Consider the following 15,735-nt stretch of genomic DNA (forward strand, 5'->3'; position numbering starts at 1 on the left):
GCCATGCACCGCCGCCGCCTCGTACCGTTTCCGGGTCGATCTCCGACCAGGACGAGCCGCCCGTGGTCCATTCGGAGCGCGAATCCGGGAAGCCCCATCCGGGCGGATCGGACTCGCGCTCGTCGTCATAGGGCCATCCGGGGCGGCCCCAGGCGCCCCGGTCGTCGTCCCAGGAGTCGGAAGGTCGCACCGGATCGGTCAGACGTCACCCGGCTTGGGGGTGGCCGCGGCCTTCGAGCCGCGGCCGGTCGGGGCCGGGGCGGCGACGGGGACCGCGGGGGCCTCGGGAGCGGCGTCGAGGCGGGGGCCGACGCCGAGCTTCTCCTTGATCTTCTTCTCGATCTCGTTGGCGATGTCGGGGTGGTTCTTCAGGAAGTTGCGGGCGTTCTCCTTGCCCTGGCCGAGCTGGTCGCCCTCGTAGGTGTACCAGGCGCCGGCCTTGCGGACGAAGCCGTGCTCCACGCCCATGTCGATCAGGCCGCCCTCGCGGCTGATGCCGAAGCCGTAGAGGATGTCGAAGTCGGCCGTGCGGAAGGGCGGGGCCATCTTGTTCTTGACGACCTTCACGCGGGTGCGGTTGCCGACCGGCTCGGTGCCGTCTTTCAGGGTCTCGATGCGGCGGACGTCGAGGCGGACCGACGCGTAGAACTTCAGCGCCTTACCGCCCGTCGTGGTCTCGGGCGAGCCGAACATGACGCCGATCTTCTCGCGGAGCTGGTTGATGAAGATCGCGGTGGTGCCGGTGTTGTTGAGGGCGCCGGCGACCTTGCGGAGGGCCTGGGACATCAGGCGGGCCTGGAGACCCACGTGGCTGTCGCCCATCTCGCCCTCGATTTCGGCCTTGGGCACCAGGGCCGCCACCGAGTCGATGACGATGATGTCGATCGCGCCGGAGCGGATCAGCATGTCGGCGATCTCCAGGGCCTGCTCACCCGTGTCGGGCTGGGAGACCAGGAGGGCGTCGACGTCGACGCCGAGCTTCTTGGCGTATTCGGGGTCGAGCGCGTGCTCGGCGTCGATGAAGGCGGCGATGCCGCCCTGACGCTGGGCGTTGGCCACGGCGTGGAGGGCGACGGTGGTCTTACCGGAGGACTCGGGGCCGTAGACCTCGACGATCCGGCCGCGGGGGAAGCCGCCGATGCCCAGGGCGACGTCGAGCGCGATCGCGCCGGTCGGGATGACCTCGACGGGGGCGCGGGCGTCTTCGCCGAGGCGCATGACGGAGCCCTTGCCGAACTGCCGCTCGATCTGGGCGAGGGCGGTCTCGAGGGCCTTGTCACGGTCGTTCACTGCCATTGGGGTGCCCCCTGTGAGGGTCGTGGGTTGTTCCGGTCAACGGAACGCTATGGGGTGCCACTGACATTTTCTGGAGACGCTGCCTCCAGGGCGGCAGCCACAAATATAGCCGAACGGCTGTTCGATCACACCTCGAACGGCCCATTGCTTCGGGAAAGGGAACCCATCCGGAAGGTCACATTCGCGGGCATTGTGATCAGGGTGTTGCCACGCCGTTGACCTGCGGCGATCCTGGAGGAGACGGGCGAATCAGCCAGACCAGAACCGCGAGTGAGAAGGCGGCGCCGTGTCGACCGAAAACGAACGCCGTACTCTCCTTGAGGCGCTCGCCGAACGGCTTCCGGGGCGAGGGCTCCAGGGGCGGATGCTCGGCGGGGGCGAGCCCGTGCTGTGGATCTGGCATCCCCGTACGAACAGGCAGACGATCGTCTTCGCCACGCAGTCGGCCGGGGGGTGGCTGTTCCTCTGGTCGCCCGACGGGCAGGAAGACGCCGAAGATCCCGACGTCGCCGCCGACACCCTGGAGAAACTGCTCTCTCAGGCCGCTTGACACCCCTTCTCCACAAATGTGTGGCACGCTGATCCGTTGAGCCCCACGCGGTGAGGAGACGACACATGGGCGCACTGGAGGCGAAGGCGGCTCTGGTGACGGGTGGATCGCGGGGGATCGGGCGGGCGGTCGTACAGAAACTGGCCCGTGAGGGCGCCCACGTGGTCTTCAGCTTCAACGAGAACCGTTCGGCGGCCGAAGAGGTCGTCGCGCAGGTGGCCAGGTTCGGCGGCACCGCCCATGCCGTGCGGGCCGACATGGGCTGTCCCGACGACGTGAAACTGCTGTTCGAGCAGGTGGTACGCCGGCTCGGCGCCCTCGACATCCTGGTCAACAACGCGGCGATCAACCCGATCAGGCGGATCATCGACGCCACCGCCGACGACTTCGACCGGGTGATGGGCGTGAACGCGAAGGGCCCGTTCCTGGCGATCCAGGCGGCGTCCCGCATTCTGCGCGCGGGCGGGCGGATCGTGAACATCTCCTCGTTCGGCACCCGCGCGCCCGCCGAAGGGCTCTCGCTCTATCTGGCCAGCAAGGCGGCGCTGGAGCTGCTGACCGCCGTGGCCGCCCGGGAGCTGGGCGCGCGCGGGATCACCGTCAACGCGGTCTCGCCCGGGGTGACCGACACCGAGCTGATGCGCGAGTCGTCGGGGGCGAGCGCCGACGAGACGTTCGACGGGATCACCGCCAAGACCGCCCTGCGGCGGCTGGGCGAACCGGCCGACATCGCCAACGTGGTGGCGTTCCTGGCCGGGCCCGACTCACAGTGGATCACCGGGCAGAACCTCAGGGCGACCGGCGGCCTGATCGTCTGACAGCTCCGCCGACTCGGCGAACGTGATCACCATGTATCTGCCGTTGGCGTAGCTGACCACGGGACGCCCCAGCAGTTCGCCCGCCCCGCGGGCGGCGTTCTGGAACATCTCCACCAGTTCCGGGGTGTCGGCGCCGATCCTGAACCGGCCGCTGGTGGTCAGGTGCTCGGCGACCAGAGGGACGAAGTTCGCCTCGGCGCGGAGCTTCTCCTCCGGCGTGAGGGGAGTGCGTGCGGACATGTCTCTCCTGGTCAGCGGAGGCGGGGGTCGACGTCGACGACCTGGCAGACCGCCTGCCAGACCTGCTTGGCCGCGAAACCGTCGGCCAGGGCCTGCTCGACCGTCCGGCCGCCGAGTCCTGCGATCACGTAGTCCTTCGCCCAGGACTCGGCGTACGTCTCGCCGAAGTGGCGGGACATGCGGTTCCAGAATTCCGTGAGTCGCATGGCCCCCAGTATGGCCGTGTCGGGCGGGTGGTCAGAGCACGCGAGAGCCGTACATCTCGCCGAGGGGGTCGGCGAGGAGTTCCAGGCGGGCGCCGTCGGGATCGGAGAAGTAGATGGAGGCGCCGCTCTCCATGACGTAGGGGACTCCGGCGGCCTCCAGCTTGCCGCGCAGGCGCTCCCACACGACGGGGTCGACGGAGATGGCGATGTGGTGGAGGCCGCCGAGGACCTCCTGGTAGGGGCCGAGGTCGAGGCCGGGGAAGTCGAAGAAGGCCAGCAGGTTGCCGTTGCCGACGTCGAAGAAGAAGTGGTTGGAGCCCTTGTAGTCGCGGTTCTCGAAGATCTCGGTGAGCGGGAACTCCAGAAGACCCTGATAGAATTCGATCGTGCGTTCGACATCGGACGACAGCAGGGCGAAGTGGTGGAGGCCGCGGGCGCTGCTCGGAGGCCGGCGCTCGTTCAGATGACGTTCTTTTATGGAGGCACGGGTTGCTTCGATGGCCTCGTAGTCGATGTCCATAGTTCACATGATTGTCGCTTTACCCGCAGATCAACCACATCGGCCCCGGCGAGAACTGTCGGTCGCCGGAGGCATGATGTCCGGAGGAGGTGGAGGGACATGGTGAAAGGCGCGCTGAGCAGGTTCGGAGCGGTGACGCGCGAGTGGTTCACCGGCGCCTTCGCCGAACCGACCGCCGCCCAGGAAGGCGCCTGGAACTCCATCGCCGACGGCGACAACACACTGGTGGTGGCGCCGACCGGCTCGGGCAAGACGCTGGCGGCGTTCCTGTGGTCGATCGACCGGCTGGCCACCCGGGAAGACCCCGAACGGAAGTGCCGGGTGATCTATGTGTCACCCCTGAAGGCGCTGGCGGTCGACGTCGAACGCAACCTGCGGGCGCCGCTGGCCGGGGTGCGGCAGACGGCGCGGCGCACGGGGGTGGCCGTGCCGGAGATCTCGGTGGCGATCCGGTCGGGTGACACCCCGGCCGAGGAGCGGCGGCGGTTCGCCTCCAAGCCGTCCGACATCCTGATCACCACGCCCGAGTCGCTGTTCCTGCTGCTCACCTCGCAGGCGCGGGAGGCGCTGCTCGGGGTCGAGACGGTGATCGTCGACGAGGTCCACGCGGTGGCGGGCACCAAGCGGGGCGCCCATCTGGCACTCAGCCTCGAACGTCTCGACGCCCTGCTGCCCAGGCCCGCGCAGCGGATCGGGCTGTCGGCGACCGTGCGGCCGGTCTCCGAGGTGGCGGCCTTCCTCGGGGGCACGCGACCGGCGAAGGTCGTGCAGCCGCCGTCCGATAAGCAGATCGAGATCGACGTGGTCGTCCCGGTCGAAGACATGGCCGAGATCACCTCGCGCGACGACGGCCAGCCCAACCAGCGCAGCATCTGGCCCCATGTCGAAGAGCACCTTCTCGACCTGATCGAGGCCCATCGGTCGACGATCGTCTTCGCCAACTCGCGGCGGCTGTCGGAGCGTCTGTGCAGCCGGCTCAACGAGCTCGCCTATGAGAGGAGCACGTCCGAGTCGATGCCCGCGGGCGTGCCGGCCGAGGTGATGGCGCAGGCGGGGGCGTCCAAGGGGGCGATCCCCGAGGTCGTGCGGGCCCATCACGGGTCGGTGTCGAAGGAGGAGCGGTCGCAGATCGAGGAGGCGCTGAAGTCGGGGCGGCTGCCGGCCGTCGTGGCGACGTCCAGTCTCGAATTGGGCATCGACATGGGGTCGGTCGACCTGGTCGCGTGTGTGGAGGCGCCGCCGAGTGTGGCCAGCGGGCTGCAGCGGGTCGGGCGGGCGGGGCACCAGGTGGGGGCGGTCTCGCGTGGGGTGATCTTCCCGAAATATCGGGGCGACCTCGTGCAGACGGCCGTGGTGGCCGAACGGATGAAGAGCGGCCAGATCGAGGAGATGCGCTATCCGCGCAACGCGCTCGACGTGCTGGCGCAGCAGATCGTCGCGATGACCGCGCTCGACGAGTGGACCGTCGACGAGCTCGAGACCGTGGTCCGCCGGGCCGCGCCCTACGCCACGCTGCCCCGGTCGGCGCTGGAGGCCACCCTCGACATGCTGGCCGGGCGCTACCCGAGCGAGGAGTTCGCCGAGCTGCGTCCCCGCCTGGTGTGGGACCGGGTGACCGGCACGCTGCGCGGCCGCCCCGGGGCCCAGCGGCTCGCGGTCACCAACGGCGGCACCATCCCCGACCGGGGCCTGTTCGGCGTGTTCCTCGTCGGCGAGAAGGCCTCCCGGGTCGGGGAGCTCGATGAGGAGATGGTGTACGAATCCCGCGTCGGCGACGTCTTCGTCCTGGGCGCCACCTCGTGGCGGATCGAGGACATCACGGCAGACCGGGTGCTCGTCTCCCCCGCCCCCGGTCTGCCGGGGAAGCTGCCGTTCTGGAAGGGCGACCCGCAGGGGCGTCCGGCCGAGCTGGGGCGGGCGATCGGCGCCTTCGTCCGTGAGCTGGCCGGGGCCGGTCCGGCCGCCGCCGACCGCGTCCGGGAGGCCGGGCTCGACGAGTTCGCGACCGGGAACCTCATCGGCTACCTCGCGGAGCAGCGGGAGGCCACGGGATACGTGCCCGACGACCGCACGCTGCTGGTCGAGCGGTTCCACGACGAACTGGGCGACTGGCGGGTCATCATCCACTCCCCCTTCGGGGCCCGGGTGCACGCGCCCTGGGCGCTGGCCATCGGGCGGCGGCTGCGGGAGCGCTACGGGATCGACGTCCAGGCCGTCCACTCCGACGACGGGATCATCCTGCGCGTCCCCGACACCCTCGACGAGGCGCCGGGCGACGTCGCGGCGTTCGACCCTGAGGAGATCGAGCAGATCGTCACCGAGGAACTCGGCGGGTCGGCCCTGTTCGCGGCCCGGTTCCGCGAGTGCGCCGGGCGGTCGCTGCTGCTCCCGCGCCGCACCCCCGGGCGGCGCAGCCCTCTGTGGCAGCAGCGGCAGCGGTCGGCCTCACTGCTGGGCGTGGCGGCCAAGTACGCCGGGTTCCCGGTCGTGCTCGAGACGATGCGCGAGTGCCTGCAGGACGTGTTCGACGTGCCCGGCCTGGTGCGGCTGATGCGCGACATCTCGGCGCGGCGGATCCGGGTGGTCGAGGTGGAGACCCGGCAGGCCTCGCCGTTCGCGGCGTCGCTGCTGTTCAACTACATCGGCGAGTTCATGTACGAGGGCGACGCCCCCCTCGCCGAACGCCGGGCCCAGGCTCTGGCGCTCGACACTTCTCTCCTGGCCGAGCTGCTCGGCCAGGCCGACCTGCGGGAACTCCTCGATCCCGACGTGATCGCCGAGACCGAGCGCGAGCTGGCCCGGCTCGACCGGCCGCTGCGCGACGCCGAAGACCTGGCCGACCTGCTCCGGTCCCACGGGCCGCTGCTCGCCGAAGACGTGGCCATCCGCGAGGGCGATCCCGGCTGGCTGACCGAGCTGGAGCGGTCGCGGCGGGCGATCCAGGTGCGGGTCGCGGGGGTGACGCAGTGGGCGGCGATCGAAGACGCCTGGCGGCTGCGCGACGCGCTGGGGGCGCCGCTGCCGGTGGGGGTGCCGCTGGAGTTCCTCGACGCGCCCGAGACGTCCGCCCGGCCCGATCCGCTGGGCGACCTGCTGTCCCGGCACGCCCGCACGCGCGGGCCGTTCCCGGCCTCGACCGCCGCCGCGCGGTTCGGGGCGGGGATCGCGGTGGTGTCCGACGCGCTGGCCCGGCTGGCGGCGTCCGGGCGGGTGGTGTCGGGCGAGTTCCGGCCCGGCGGCCGGGGTGAAGAGTGGTGCGACGCCGGGGTGCTGCGGCTGCTGCGACGGCGGTCGCTGGCCCGGCTGCGCAAGGAGGTCGAGCCGGTGCCGCCCGAGGCGCTGGCGATGTTCCTGCCGCGCTGGCACGGCATCACGGCCTACGAACCGCCCGGTGCGGCCGGCAACGGGCGCGTCATGCGGTCGAAGGGCCGCTTCGACGTCCCCGAACCTTCGGCCGGTTCCCATCGGGCGATGGATTCGCTGGTCTCGGCCATCGAGCGGCTGCAGGGGGCGGCGGTTCCGGCGTCGGCGCTGGAGACGCTCGTGCTGCCGGGGCGGGTGCCCGGATATGCGCCGTCGCTGCTCGACGAGCTGACCTCGTCGGGCGAGGTGCTCTGGGTGGGGCAGGGAGCGCTGCCCGGTGGCGACGGATGGGTGTCGCTCTACTTCGCCGACACCGCGCCGCTGCTGATGCCCGAGCCGGGTGAGATCACCATGACGCCGGTCCACGAGGCCGTGCTCGACGTGCTCGCGGGGGGCGGGGCGCTGTTCTTCCGCGACCTGTCGAACCGGGTGGTGCACGACGGTCTGCCCGACGACGCCACGCTGGCGGCGGCGCTGTGGGACCTGGTCTGGTCGGGCCGGGTCACCGGCGACACGCTCGCCCCGTTGCGGGCCACGCTCGGGACCGGGAAGCCGGCGCATCGTCCGGCGTCGCCGTCACGGCGTCGCCGGGCCGTGCTGCCGACGCGGTCGGGGCCGCCGACGGTCGGGGGGCGCTGGTGGCTGCTGCCCGAGCCGTCGGACGAGGTGACGCCGCGGGCCCAGGCGCAGGCCGAGATGCTGCTCGAACGCCACGGCGTGGTGACGCGCGGCGGAGTGACCGCCGAGCGGCTGCCGGGCGGGTTCGCCGCCGTCTACCAGGTGCTGCGGGCGTTCGAAGAGAGCGGGCGGTGCCGCCGGGGCTACTTCGTCGAGGGGCTGGGCGGGGCGCAGTTCGCGCTGCCGGGGGCCGTCGACCGGCTGCGGGCCTCCGATCGCAAGGAAGAAGAAGCGGCGCCCCCGGCGCCGGCCGAAGGCGACTACGTCGATCCGTGGACGGTTTGGCGTCCCCAGCAGGCCGAGCGCGAGGCGCCCAAGGCGACGGTGATGGCGGCGGCCGATCCGGCCAACCCGTTCGGGGCGGCGCTGCCGTGGCCCGATCGGGGTGGCGACGCCGGGCACCGGCCGGGACGCAAGGCCGGGGCTCTGGTGGTGACCGTGGCCGGGAAGCTGGTGCTCTATGTCGAGCGGGGCGGCAAGACGCTGCTGTCCTTCGGCGAAGACGACCATCTGACCGTGGCGGTGGGGGCGTTGGCGGGGGCCGTACGGGAAGGAGCCCTGGGGCGGCTCACCGTCGAGCGGGCCGACGGGACGGCGATCAACGACTCGCCTCTGGCGGCGGCGCTGGAGGCGGCGGGTTTCCATCCGACCCCGCGAGGCCTGCGGATAAGAGGGTGATCGCCGCTTAGGGTGAGGGTCCGAGGCGAGGAGGCGTAATGGCATGGACGGCTGCGGACATCGCCGATCTGTCGGGCAAGGGCGCGATCGTGACCGGCGCCGGCAACGGGCTCGGGCTCCTCGCGGCGGGTGAGCTGGCCCGGCGCGGCGCGAAGGTCGTCTTCGCGGTGCGCGACGTGACCAAGGGCGAAGCTGCCGCGGCACGGGTCCGCTCCGCCGCCCCCAAGGCCGAGATCGTGGTGTCGCGGCTCGATCTGGCCGACCTGTCGTCCGTGCGCGACTTCGCCGGGCGGATGCCCGAGGTGTTCCCCAACGGGCTCGACATCCTGATGAACAACGCCGGCGTCATGGCGCTGCCCCGGCGGCTGTCGGTCGACGGCTACGAGACGCAGTTCGCCACCAACCACCTGGGACATTTCGCGCTCACCGGCCTGCTGCTGTCGTCTCTGCTGCTGCGGCCCGCTCCCCGGGTGGTGACGGTGAGTTCCAGCCTGCACTCGCGCGGCCGGATCGACTTCGACGACCTGCACGGCAGCCGGAACTACTCGCCCGGCCGGGCCTACGCGCAGTCGAAGCTGGCGAACCTCCTGTTCGCCTACGAACTCCAGCGGCGGGCGGCGGCCACTCCCCTGCTGTCGCTGGCCGCGCACCCGGGATATTCGGCGACCGGCCTGCAGGAGGCCGGGCCCCGGATGACGGGCAGCAGGGTGCGCGGGCTGGTCATGCGGGTGGCCAACGCGGTCATCGCGCAGCGGGCCGAGATGGGGGTGCTGCCGCAGCTCTACGCGGCCACCGCGCCCAGGGTGCCGCGCGGGGGCTACGTCGGGCCTGACGGGCGCGGGGGGATGCGGGGCTATCCGACGCTGGTCTCCAGCAGCGCGGCCTCCCATGACGAGACGGCGGCCCGCCGGTTGTGGGACGAGTCGGAGCAGCTGACGGGGGTGCGGTACAGCTTCTCGGGGTGAGCACGGTTCGCGAGATGAGCACGGGGTGAGCGGGGTGAGCACCGGGCCAGCGCGGGGTGAGCGGGGTGCGCGCGGCCGGGCGCTCCCGGTGCCCTGCGGCATCTCTGTCGGTACGTTCTTGACCTGGGCACATCCCCTCGGCAGGCTGCGATGGGTGAGAACCAATCGGTCCATACCGTCGGCCTCGGTCATCCCCGTCCTGATCTATCCCGACGTCCGGGCGGCCGTCGACTGGCTCACCGGGGCGTTCGGGTTCGAGGAGCGGGTGCGGATCGGCGAGAACCACCGCTCCCAGCTCCGCTACGGCGACGGCGCGCTGATCATCGGCGAGGCGCGCAAGGACAGAATGCCTCCCCGCCCGGGAGAGGTGACCCACTCGGTCACTGTGCGCGTCGACGACGCGCGGGCGCACTGCGAGCGCGCCCGGGCCTTCGGCGCGCGGATCCTCATGGAGCCCGCCGACTTCGAGTACGGCGAGCGGCAGTACGCCGCCGAGGATCTCGCCGGTCACCAGTGGACCTTCTCCGAGACTCTCGGCGACGTCGCTCCCGAGGAGTGGGGCGGGCAGACCGTCACTCCGCGGTCGCCAGGGCCTTCGTCTCCCGCCCGAGGGCGTTGAGGAACCGGGCGGCGTCGCGGCCGTTGACGAGCCGGTGGTCGTAGGCCAGGCCGATGTGGGCCACCTGGCGCGACTTCACCTCCGTGCCGTCCAGGTAGAGCACCTCCTGAGGGGCGGTGACGGCCAGCGCGCAGGCGGTGCCGGGGAAGATGAACGGGATCGCCAGGGTGATGCCGCCGTCGTGGTGGAGGGTGACGGCGATGTTGGCGTCGGCGAGGTCGGCGGCGCTGAAGTCGCCCTTCATCGCGGCCACGCGATACTCCATCAGCTTGGTGGCCACCTCCTGCAGCGACTTCGCGCCGGCGTCGTGGACGACCGGGACGTACAGGCCGTCGCCGGTGTCGAAGGTCACGCCGACGTTGGCGGTCTCCGAGAGCACCGCGTGCGAGCGGTCGTCGCCGAGGGTGGCGAAGAACAGCGGGAACTCCGCGTGGAGTCTGGCCACGGCCATGACGAAGAGCTCGGCCAGCCCGACAGGGCGGCGGACCTGTTTCGTCAGCCGGCGGGCCGCAGCGAGTTCCTCGTCGAGGGGCAGGTCGAGGACGGCGTAGGCGGCGGGGATCGTCGAGTGCGAGAGCGTGACCGCCCGGCCGACGGCCTGCTGCACCTTCGACAGCGGGGCGGTGCGGGTGGAGCTCTCCGCCGCCAGCCGCTCCACGTCCACGCGCCGGACGACGTTGACGCCCAGGGTGGCGACCTGCGCCTCGGTCACGCCGAGTTCGTCCATCGCGGCCCGCGCGGGCGCGGTGATCACCGGCCCGGCCGGGGAGGCCGCGCCGCCCGCCGTGGTCGCCACCGGGTCGGCCGGCGCCGGGATCGGTGACGGCGAGCCGATGGTCGCCAGCAGGTCGCCCGGGGCGCAGTCGGCCATCAGGGCGATCTCCTGCCGCAGCACCCCCGTCGCGTCGGCCGGCACCTCCTCGGCGGACTTCGAGGTCTCCAGCACGGCGACCGGGTCGCCCTCCTTGACCTCGGTCCCCGTCGCCACCAGCCATTCGACCAGGACGTACGTGTCGTCGTTGTTGTTGAGCTTGGGGACCTTCACTTGAGGGACTCCAGGACCGTGTCGTGGATGGTGGTTTCGGTCAGCAGGACGGCACGTTCCAGGTGGCCGGCCGTCGGGATGATGCTGTCGGCCGAGTGGGCCAGCGCGACCGGGTTGCGCAGCACGCCCCACAGCTCCCGGTGCAGCGCGTGGGCCACCTCGGCGCCCCACGTCCCCCCGGCGGTGCTCTCCTCGGCCACCACCACCGACCTGGCCTCCCTCGCCACGGCGACCAGCGGGGCGGCGTCGAGGGGGTGGAGGCGGGAGGGGACGAGCAGGGTGCAGACGATCTCCTGTTCCAGCAGGAGGCGGCGCATGGCGGCGAGGGCGCGGTGGGTGACGCCGCCGGGGGCGATGATCACGCAGTCGGGGGGCGTGTCGACGTGGACGCGGGCCACGCCGTCGGCGAGGTCCCAGGTGAACAGGTCGTCCACCTCGTGCATGCGCTTGGTGTAGAGGACCTTGTCCTCGAAGAAGACGCAGGGGCGCTCGGCGGCGATCATCTGGGCGAAGACGGCGCGGTTGTCGTGCAGGGGCGACATCTCGTAGACGTCGAGGCCGGGCACGCCGATGAAGTGTTTCTGCAGACTCTGGCTGTGGGTGGGGCCGTAGCCGCGTCCGCCCCCGGTGGGCAGGCGGACGATGAGGCGCATCGGGACGCGGGTGCCGTACATGGAGACGGACTTGGCGGCGAAGTTCACGATCTGGTCGAACGCCAGCGTGACGAAGTCGCCGAACATGATCTCGACGATCGCGGTGTCGCCGCACAGCGCGAGGCCCGCCCCGACGCCGGTGATGGCCGATTCGCTGATGGGGGTGGTGACGACCTGCGCGGGAAAGCTCGTCGACAGGCCGCGGGTGGCTTTGAAGGCGCCGCCGTACGGGTCCAGGAGGTCCTCTCCCAGGAGGAAGGCCCTCGGGTTCCCGGCGAGCACTTCGCGGAGCGCGTGGTTGAGGTTCTCGACGACTCTCATGGCCGGCTCCACGTGGACAGGGGGCGGGCCTTCACGTCCCGCACGACGGCGTCGACCAGGTCGCCGGCGCGGGCGTCCGCCTCCGCGAAGCCGGTCAGGTCAGACATCTCGCGATACCAGTCGCGAAGTTCCGCGACCCCCGACCGGGTGTCGTCGCCCTTGCTGTGCGGGCCCAGCCGGTTGACGGCGAACTCCACCACCAGGGGCGAGCCGGTGCGTACCGCCGAGACCAGGGGTGTCAGCACGGCCCGGATCTCGGCGATGTCCTCGGCGGGCAGGGCCACGTGCCGGACGCCGAAGGCCGCGCAGCGCGCCCCGATGGTGCCCGCCATGGCCAGCGCCGTCGGGGTCGTCTGCGCGATGCCGTTGTGCTCGACCACGACCAGCAGCGGCAGCGCCCACAGGGCAGCCAGGTTCAGGGCCTCGTAGACCGCCCCCTCGCCCCAGGTCCCGTCGCCGATGTACGCGCAGGCCAGCGCCCCCGACCCGCGCAGGTGCAGGGCGGCCCCGGCCGCGACCGGGAGGCTCTCGCCCTGGACGCCCGTCGACAGGTAGCCCTCGCGCAGGATGTGCTGGCTGCCGCCGACGCCCCCGCAGACCGCGCCCTCGCGTCCCATGATCTCCGCCAGCAGGCCGGCGGGGTCGTCGAAGCGGGCCAGGTAGTGGCCGTGGCCGCGATGGTTGCTGAAGACGTGGTCGTCCGGGCCGAGCAGCGGCGCCAGCGCCACCGGGACGATCTCCTGGCCCAGGCAGGTGTGGGTGGTGCCGTTGAGCTCGCCCTTCGCGAACAGGTCGAGCAGGGCGCGCTCGAAGTGGCGGATGAGCAGCAGCCGGTCGAGGTCGGTGGTCACCTGACGGCCGGTTCCGCCTCGCGGATCGCCTGGACGACGCCCGCGATGGTCGGGGTGTCGAAGAAGACGTCCAGGGGGACCTCGACGCCGAGGCGTTTGCGCATGCGGGCGATGATCTGGGTGATGGTCAGGGAGTGCCCGCCGAGGTCGAACAGGTCCTCGTCGTCGCCGATCTCGTCGATGCCGAGCACTTCCTGCCAGATCTCGCGGACGGCGTCGTCAAGGGCGGTCTCCTGTGGGGTGCCGGCCACAGGGCTTTCGGGGTTGTTCATGATGGTGAGAAGGTCCTCCGCTATCCGGGCGACGTCCAGCTCCGTGCCGGAGCCGGCGCCGTATTGCATGATCACGTAGAGGCCGTCGGGGTGGTCGACGGCCTGGAGGTGCAGGACGCTGCGTACGGAATGGTTGAAGACGGCCCAGTCGACGGTGGCCTTCACGCCGGTGAAGACCGGGTCGGGGCGGCGTTTGCGGTAGCTGACGGAGACCTGGGCGAGGGCGGTGCGCGGGCGCACTCCCCTGACGGCGCGGGCGTAGGGGACGTGCCGGAAGCGGTACATCTCGCGCAGGTCGTGGTGGAGGGTCCGGGCGACGTCGGCGACGGTGCCCTCCGGTGAGACGGTGACGGGGAGTTCGTTGACGAACAGGCCGATGTTGTCGCGGACGCCGGGGACGCGGGTGGACAGATCGACGGCGACGGTCGGGGCGGGGTCGCCGTAGCGGTGCAGCAGGGTGTGGACGGAGGCCAGGAAGAGCTCGAACCGCGAGACGTCCGGCAGGTCGGTCAGCCGGCCGCGAAAGGTGTACACCGCGCCCTCGGCCGCGCCCCGGCCGGTCGCGGTCAGGCCGGGCAGGCTCGTGGCCTCGCCGGGCGGTCGCGCCGACCAGTAGGCCTTGGCCTCGGCGAGATCGTCGCAGACCCGCTCCCGCTCGTCGTCGGCGAAGCTCGCGTACGACATCCCGAGCCGGGGCCGCGACTCCCCGTTGTAGAAGTCGGCCAGGTCTCTGACCAGGATGTCCTTCGACTCGCCGTCGAACACGAGGTGGTGGGCGACGAACACCAGCGCGTGCCGCTCCGGGCCCAGCTTGGCCACCGTGAACCGGGCGAGCGGCCCGTTCTCGACGTCGAAGGGCCGGAGGGTCTCCTCCCGCACGAGCTCGTGCAGGTCGTCGGCTGAGGTCAGCCGGGCCGGGGGCCGCTGCCCGGACACCATGACGGGCAGCCCGTCGATCTCGGCGACCGCGCTCGACAGCACCGCGTGCCGCCGGATGACGGCCTCGCACGCCTGGTGGAGCGCGCACGCGTCGAGCGGACCTTCGAAGTCGATGACCAGCGGCATGTGGTAGGCGGTCCGGGCCCGTCCCATGCGCTCGGTGATCCACATCCCGGTCTGCGCGAACGACGCCTCGGTCATGGCAGCGCCTTCTTGTCGACCTTGCCGCCCCGGTTGCGCGGCAGCGCGTCCATCGTGGTGACCTTCGAGGGCAGCTCGTGCGGGGCGAGCCGGTCGAGCAGGAACGCCCGCAGGTCGGCGAGGGGGATCTCCTCCCGTACGACCAGAGCCGCCGCCACCGCCGTCCCGAGCACCGGGTGGGGCACCCCGTAGGCGGCGGCCTCGGTGACCAGCGGGTGCGCGTGCAGCGCCTCCTCGACCTTCAGGGTGGAGACCTTGTGGGCGCCCGACTTGACGACGTCGCCGGTCCGGTCGACCAGGAACAGGTAGCCCTCCTCGTCGAGGTAGCCGAGGTCCCCCATCCGCACCCACCCGTCGCGGAAGGTGTCGGACGCGGTCTCGCCGAGGTAGGCGCGGGGCGCGGCGGCCGACCGCATCCACACCTCGCCGACCTCCCCGGGAGCGGCCGTGCCCCCGTCGCCCGAGGTGATCCTGACGGAGCCACCGGCCGCGGCCCGGCCCACCGACCCCGGGCGCTCGGGGTCGAAGACCATGATCGTCTGAGCGGGGGCGGCCTCGGTGGAGGTGTAGTAGTTCGTGATCATCGCGGCCGGGAAGAGCCCGGCCAGCCGCCCCGCCACCGCAGAGGGCAGCGGCGCGGCGGCCGACCCGAGCAGCAGCACGCTGTCGAGGGGCTCCACGGCCGCCGACAGCAGCTCGATGGCCATCGCGGGCACCAGGAACACCGTCCCGGCCTGGTATTTCGCGATGAGCGAGGCGAACCGGCCGGGCGTGAAGAGGGGGGTGGTGACGACGGTCGGGTGCGCCGCGATCGCGTTCACCAGCATCATCTGGCCGGCGTTGGTCCCGATGGGGAACGCGTGCGCGAGGTGCCGGGAGTGCCGGAAGGCCCGGCGGCGCGGATCGCGGGGCAGGCCGTGAGCCAGGTTGGCATGGGTGGCGGTGACGCCCTTGGCCACGCCGGTCGTGCCGGAGGTGAAGAGGATCTGCGCGGGGTCGGTCGGAGCCACTCGGGGAAGGGAGGAAACCGATCGGTCCATGAAAGTTACATCCCGCAGAATCCGGCTGATTCCGACCCGTTCCGCGAGATGTCGGATCTCTCCCTCCGGGGTCCGGTCGGAGATCGGCACCGCGACGGCCCCCGCCCGCAGCACCCCCATGAACGCCACCGCGTAGTCGAGCCACCCCGCGTGGGGGAACACCAGGCCCACCGGCTCTCCGGGGCGCACACCTTCGGTGATCAGCAGGTTCGCCAGACCGTCGGCGCGGGAGTCCCAGCCGGCGTAGGTCAGTTCCCCCACGCCGTGGACGATCATGGCGACGCCGTCAGGCTCGGCGGCGGCGCGGGCCGCCAGCAGATCCGAGAGCGTCATTGGACTTCCTCAAAGATCGGATGAATACTGCCCGAGCACTGCATTACTGAAAAGATTCTTTCCAGTTAGATCAAGCGCCAGTGTGGCACGGCGCGGACGCTCGTCACAAGGGGTCCCAGGCTCCGCCCGCCCAATGGGTTGGGCACG

At 71.6% G+C, this 15,735-nt stretch carries 14 protein-coding genes; 5 read left to right on the plus strand and 9 right to left on the minus strand.

The features are described from left to right. Window positions 1–198: 198 nt before the first annotated feature. Entirely contained in the window at window positions 199–1,296 is a 1,098-nt protein-coding gene (gene recA, locus FDA94_RS11395; protein ID WP_137247022.1) for a recombinase RecA, read from the minus strand. A 286-nt stretch (window positions 1,297–1,582) separates the two neighbouring features. On the opposite strand from recA, the gene FDA94_RS11400 reads away from it, so the two are divergent. Together FDA94_RS11400 and FDA94_RS11405 are read left to right on the plus strand one after the other, a co-directional pair. Beyond that, window positions 1,583–1,846 (plus strand): hypothetical protein, encoded by a 264-nt coding sequence (locus FDA94_RS11400; RefSeq protein WP_137247023.1) that lies wholly within the window; start codon window positions 1,583–1,585, stop codon window positions 1,844–1,846. Window positions 1,847–1,911: 65 nt separating this feature from the next. Continuing rightward, window positions 1,912–2,664 carry an SDR family NAD(P)-dependent oxidoreductase gene (locus FDA94_RS11405; RefSeq protein ID WP_137247024.1) on the plus strand — a complete coding sequence of 251 codons (753 nt, stop codon included), beginning with the start codon at window positions 1,912–1,914 and terminating at the stop codon, window positions 2,662–2,664. Here the strand turns inward: FDA94_RS11405 and FDA94_RS11410 are convergent. The 3 genes from FDA94_RS11410 to FDA94_RS11420 are packed head-to-tail and all read right to left on the minus strand — an operon-like array spanning window position 2,611 to window position 3,630. Further along, window positions 2,611–2,904, minus strand: coding sequence for a hypothetical protein (locus FDA94_RS11410; protein ID WP_137247025.1), 294 nt, complete (start codon window positions 2,902–2,904; stop codon window positions 2,611–2,613). The genes FDA94_RS11405 and FDA94_RS11410 overlap by 54 nt on opposite strands. A gap of 11 nt (window positions 2,905–2,915) precedes the next feature. After that, window positions 2,916–3,110 carry a DUF3046 domain-containing protein gene (locus tag FDA94_RS11415; RefSeq protein WP_030450812.1) on the minus strand — a complete coding sequence of 65 codons (195 nt, stop codon included), beginning with the start codon at window positions 3,108–3,110 and terminating at the stop codon, window positions 2,916–2,918. A gap of 31 nt (window positions 3,111–3,141) precedes the next feature. Then, a complete protein-coding gene (locus tag FDA94_RS11420) occupies window positions 3,142–3,630 on the minus strand; it encodes a VOC family protein (RefSeq protein ID WP_137247026.1) in 489 nt (162 codons plus the stop codon). A 99-nt stretch (window positions 3,631–3,729) separates the two neighbouring features. On the opposite strand from FDA94_RS11420, the gene FDA94_RS11425 reads away from it, so the two are divergent. The 3 genes from FDA94_RS11425 to FDA94_RS11435 all read left to right on the plus strand — a co-directional run bounded on the left by FDA94_RS11425 (window position 3,730) and on the right by FDA94_RS11435 (window position 9,933). After that, window positions 3,730–8,349: an ATP-dependent helicase gene (locus tag FDA94_RS11425; protein ID WP_137247027.1), complete on the plus strand. Its 4,620-nt coding sequence runs from the start codon at window positions 3,730–3,732 to the stop codon at window positions 8,347–8,349. Between the two features lie 38 nt (window positions 8,350–8,387). Then, entirely contained in the window at window positions 8,388–9,314 is a 927-nt protein-coding gene (locus tag FDA94_RS11430) for an oxidoreductase (protein ID WP_137247028.1), read from the plus strand. Between the two features lie 154 nt (window positions 9,315–9,468). Continuing rightward, window positions 9,469–9,933 carry a VOC family protein gene (locus tag FDA94_RS11435; protein ID WP_137247029.1) on the plus strand — a complete coding sequence of 155 codons (465 nt, stop codon included), beginning with the start codon at window positions 9,469–9,471 and terminating at the stop codon, window positions 9,931–9,933. Here FDA94_RS11435 and FDA94_RS11440 read toward each other — a convergent pair. From FDA94_RS11440 to FDA94_RS11460, 5 genes are read right to left on the minus strand one after another with little or no spacing between them, the layout of a single operon-like run. Then, the gene (locus tag FDA94_RS11440) at window positions 9,887–10,978 is read right to left on the minus strand and encodes a 2-oxo acid dehydrogenase subunit E2 (RefSeq protein WP_137247030.1); all 1,092 of its coding nucleotides are present in this window, start codon (window positions 10,976–10,978) and stop codon (window positions 9,887–9,889) included. The two genes, FDA94_RS11435 and FDA94_RS11440, sit on opposite strands and share 47 nt — an antisense overlap. Continuing rightward, a complete protein-coding gene (locus FDA94_RS11445) occupies window positions 10,975–11,952 on the minus strand; it encodes an alpha-ketoacid dehydrogenase subunit beta (RefSeq protein WP_137247031.1) in 978 nt (325 codons plus the stop codon). Before FDA94_RS11445 ends, FDA94_RS11440 begins: the two co-directional genes overlap by 4 nt. Further along, entirely contained in the window at window positions 11,949–12,803 is an 855-nt protein-coding gene (locus FDA94_RS11450; RefSeq protein ID WP_137247032.1) for a thiamine pyrophosphate-dependent enzyme, read from the minus strand. Before FDA94_RS11450 ends, FDA94_RS11445 begins: the two co-directional genes overlap by 4 nt. Beyond that, the gene (locus tag FDA94_RS11455; RefSeq protein ID WP_137247033.1) at window positions 12,800–14,215 is read right to left on the minus strand and encodes a condensation domain-containing protein; all 1,416 of its coding nucleotides are present in this window, start codon (window positions 14,213–14,215) and stop codon (window positions 12,800–12,802) included. The genes FDA94_RS11450 and FDA94_RS11455 overlap by 4 nt, the downstream gene beginning before the upstream one ends. Beyond that, window positions 14,212–15,588: a class I adenylate-forming enzyme family protein gene (locus FDA94_RS11460; protein WP_137247034.1), complete on the minus strand. Its 1,377-nt coding sequence runs from the start codon at window positions 15,586–15,588 to the stop codon at window positions 14,212–14,214. The genes FDA94_RS11455 and FDA94_RS11460 overlap by 4 nt, the downstream gene beginning before the upstream one ends. Window positions 15,589–15,735: the final 147 nt, after the last annotated feature.

Source organism: Herbidospora galbida (genome assembly GCF_005233835.1).
GTDB lineage: Bacteria > Actinomycetota > Actinomycetes > Streptosporangiales > Streptosporangiaceae > Herbidospora > Herbidospora galbida.